The 3,659-nt window shown below is 67.4% G+C and carries 3 protein-coding genes and 1 pseudogene; 2 read left to right on the top strand and 2 right to left on the bottom strand.

The features are described 5' to 3' along the window. Positions 1 to 512: putative sulfate exporter family transporter (locus tag VF649_RS11325; RefSeq protein ID WP_414713669.1), on the bottom strand; the 512-nt coding region annotated here is incomplete at its 3' end. Positions 513 to 642: 130 nt separating this feature from the next. On the opposite strand from VF649_RS11325, the gene VF649_RS11320 reads away from it, so the two are divergent. Next, positions 643 to 1,893 carry an MFS transporter gene (locus VF649_RS11320; protein ID WP_331012062.1) on the top strand — a complete coding sequence of 417 codons (1,251 nt, stop codon included), beginning with the start codon at positions 643 to 645 and terminating at the stop codon, positions 1,891 to 1,893. Between the two features lie 387 nt (positions 1,894 to 2,280). Continuing rightward, positions 2,281 to 3,300 carry a LacI family DNA-binding transcriptional regulator gene (locus tag VF649_RS11315; RefSeq protein ID WP_331012061.1) on the top strand — a complete coding sequence of 340 codons (1,020 nt, stop codon included), beginning with the start codon at positions 2,281 to 2,283 and terminating at the stop codon, positions 3,298 to 3,300. On the opposite strand, the pseudogene VF649_RS11310 reads toward VF649_RS11315, so the two are convergent. Continuing rightward, positions 3,287 to 3,659, bottom strand: a pseudogene (locus tag VF649_RS11310) (MFS transporter); the annotation flags it as partial. The gene VF649_RS11315 and the pseudogene VF649_RS11310 sit on opposite strands and share 14 nt — an antisense overlap.

The raw sequence follows: 3,659 nt of genomic DNA, 5'->3' as shown, positions 1-3,659 counted from the left end.
TGATTGGCGCGGCGTTCGCCCAAAGTGGTCGCCAGCGCCATCGCCGCACTGGCACCGCAGATCGCGACGGCGCCGCCCGCCAGCGTGCCGAACGCAGCGTCGAAGCCCAGCCGCCGCGCGATCCAGATGCCCGCGCCCATCGTCGCCGCGACGATGACGACGACGCACAGCAGCGCGACCGGCCCCAAAGCGACGATCTGCCCGAACGTGATCCGCACCCCGACCAGCACGATTCCCCAGCGCAGCAAGGAGCGCGACGCGAACGCCAGCCCCGGCGTGAGCCGCGCATCGGCGGACAGAAAATTGAGCGCCAGCCCGATCAGCAACGCCATCAGCGTCAACGGCGCACCGTAACGGTCGGACAGGAACCCCGCCGCCAGCGTGCCCGCCAGCACGATGACCAGGCCGGGCAGATATTGGCGCCACGTCGCCTTCGGGCTGGGTTCGATATCGCCGTACAGATCGGCGGCCATCGGGAGCGGCCGATACGGGGGACGGGACGTGACGGCCATTTCGGACTCCGTGGACGATGCTTATGGAGAGCGATGCGATAGAAAGCGGTGATGCGGGTCTAGCCTAAGCCGCGGACGTATGACACCGTTGTCGCAAAAGAGGATGGCAGGAGGGAAGCGCTTGACCGACATCGCCCAACGGGGCCGCTGGCGCATCGTCGCCTTGCTGTTTTTCGCCACCATGCTGAATTATGTCGACCGCCAGATGCTGTCGCTGTTGAAGCCGACGCTGGAGGCGGAATTCGCCTGGTCCGACCGCGATTACGCCAACATGCAGTCGGCGTTCCAGATGTCGGCGGCGATCGCGTTCCTGGGCACCGGCTGGTTTCTCGACCGGATCGGCTTGCGCATCGGTTATGCCATCGGCGTCGCGGTGTGGAGCCTGGCCGGGATGGCGCATGCCTTTGCCGGCGGCGTCGGCGGCTTCATCGCATCGCGCATCGTGCTGGGCGCCGCCGAATCGATCGGCACGCCGGCGGGGGTGAAATCGGCCGCGACCTATTTCGAGGCGCGCGAGCGATCGATCGCGCTGGGCATCGGCAACACCGCGCCCAATGTCGGCGCGATCGTGACGCCGCTGGTCATCCCGCTGATCGCGGTCACGTTCGGATGGCGCGCGGCGTTCCTGATCGGCGGCGGACTGGGCCTGGTATGGGTGGTGTTCTGGCTGGCGATGAAGCCGATGCCGGTCGCCAGCGAAGGGGTGGCGCCCGCACCGATCGCCTGGACCAGCCTGTTCCGCGAACGCCGCACCTGGACGATCGCTATCGCCAAGGTGCTGTCCGACCAGGTGTGGTTCTTCATGCTCGCGTGGCTGCCCGACCTGTTCCACCGGATGTTCGGGCTTCAGCAAGGGACGGTCGGGTTGCCTGTGGCGCTGGTCTATCTGATGGCGGCGTGCGGCGCGCTGAGCGGCGGGTGGTTGCCGACGCGGCTGATGGCGAACGGATGGAGCGTCAATCGCGCGCGCAAGACGACGCTGCTGATCTATGCCTGCCTGGTCCTGCCGGTGCCGCTGGTGATGGTGGTGTCGAGCGCGTGGTCCGCGGCGTTGCTGCTGGGCCTGGGCCTGTTCGCGCATCAGGGATTTTCGACCAACATCTTCGCGCTGGCCACCGATCTGGTGCCGGCACGCGCGGTGGGATCGACGATCGGCATCGCGGCATTCTTCGGCAACATGTGGTCGATCGGCCTGATCCAGCTCGCCCCCGCCCTGCTGGCGGCCGGATGGGGTTACGGCCCGCTGCTGGCGATCTGTTCGGGATCGTATCTGCTGGCGACGCTGGCGGTGCAATTGCTGGTGCCGGTGATCGTGCCGGTGGAGGGGGACGGGACGGTTGCGACACGCTCACCGAAGCCGTCGCACCCCTCCGAACCCTGAACCCCAGAGGCATGGGCTATTCGGGCCAAGTGGGCGAGATGGTAGACGTGGTTTCATGCATCTCTCATGGCGTACGCCGTACAGGAGAAATGATAGGCCAGGCGGTCCGGACGTGGTCGTCGTGGGTCAAAGAGAATAGCTTGCCCAGGAGAGCCTTGAACTCTCTCGTTAACCGCCGCTTGGCGTACTCGCCATCATACACCTCCCGACTTGGCAGAGCCGATCACCGGTGGCCGTCGAGACGGCGGAACAGAGGTGACGACCTCGTGCGACGGTGCGGCTGATACGATCGTCGAACCGGCCGCCGAAATAGGTCGCCAAAGCGTCTGCGCTCGTTATGGAAATCCCTGGGCTTGAGAGCGCGGCGGTTTGGCGGGAGGCAGCGTTATGAACGAAGGCCGGACCGGTGGGGCGATCGCCAGCCTGACCGATCTCGCGCGGCTTGCCGGGGTGTCGACGGCGACGGTATCGCGGGCGCTGTCGGGCAAATCGGCGGTGAACGCAGGCACGCGCAAGCGGATCGAGGCGCTGGCGCGTGCCCACGGCTACACCCCCAACCAGCTGGCGCGAAACCTGCGGATGGGGCGGACCCAGGCGATCGGGCTGGTCCTGCCGCTGGGGCATGAGCGCGGGCAGCACCTGTACGATCCCTTCCTGATGAGCATGATCGGGCATCTGGCCGATATTCTGACCGATCACGGCTATGACCTGCTGCTGTCGCGCGTCACCCCGACGGATGAGGATTGGCTGGAGCGGCTGGTCGATTCAGGGCGTACCGACGGCGTAATCCTGATCGGCCAGTCAGACCAGATCGCGGCGATCGATCGCGCCGCTGCGCGTCATCTGCCGCTGGTCGTGTGGGGCGCGGACTTGCCGGGACTGCGGCACGTCACCGTCGGATCGGACAATCGCGGCGGCGGCGCGCTGGCGGCAGAGCATGTGATCGGCCTCGGGCGCAGGCGGCTGTTGTTCGTCGGCAATCCGGGCGGGCCGGAATTCGCCGAACGCTGCAACGGCTTCGTCACCGCCGCCGCTGCCGCGGGAGTGGCCGCCGACGTGCTGACGATCCCGATGACGCCGGAGGCCGCCTATGCGGGGGTCGCTGCCCATCTGGACGCCGCCGCCCCTCCGGATGCGATCTTCGCCGCATCGGACGTCACCGCAGTGAGTGCGTTCCGGGCGCTGACGGAGCGCGGGCTGACGGTGCCGTGCGACGTGGCGCTGGTCGGCTACGACGACGTACCGCTTGCCCAGCAGATGTCGCCCCGCCTGACGACGATCCGGCAGGATATCGCCAAGGGGGCGGCGTTGCTGGTCGACACCTTGCTGCGGCGAATCGCGGGTGAGGCGGCGTCGTCGGTGCTGCTGCCTGCCGAGTTGATCGTGCGCGAATCTACCGCGGGGTGATCCGAGGGCTGCGCACCAGCAAGGTCGCCGCCGCCGCGACCAGCATGAAGGCCCCGGCCAGGTACAGGATGTTGCGCGCGTCGGCGCCCAGCCATGCGCGGTAGAACAGCGGCACCGTCACGCTCTGGATCAGCATCGGCACGACGATGAACATGTTGAAGATGCCCATGTAGATGCCGGTCCGCGCCGGCGGGATCGCGTCGGTGAGCATCACGTAGGGATTGCCCATCATGCTCGCCCAACCCACCCCGATGCCCAGCATCGGCACGAACAGCCACGCCTTGTCCGTCATCCCCGGAATGGCGAGCATCGCCGTGCCCGACGCGACCAGGCACAAAGCGTGGACGTTGCGCGCGCCG

It is taken from the genome of Sphingomonas sp. (genome assembly GCF_036387535.1).
Taxonomy (GTDB): domain Bacteria; phylum Pseudomonadota; class Alphaproteobacteria; order Sphingomonadales; family Sphingomonadaceae; genus Sphingomonas_R.
The sequence above is the reverse complement of the archived record's forward strand: the minus strand, read 5'-3'. Positions and strand labels throughout refer to the sequence as shown.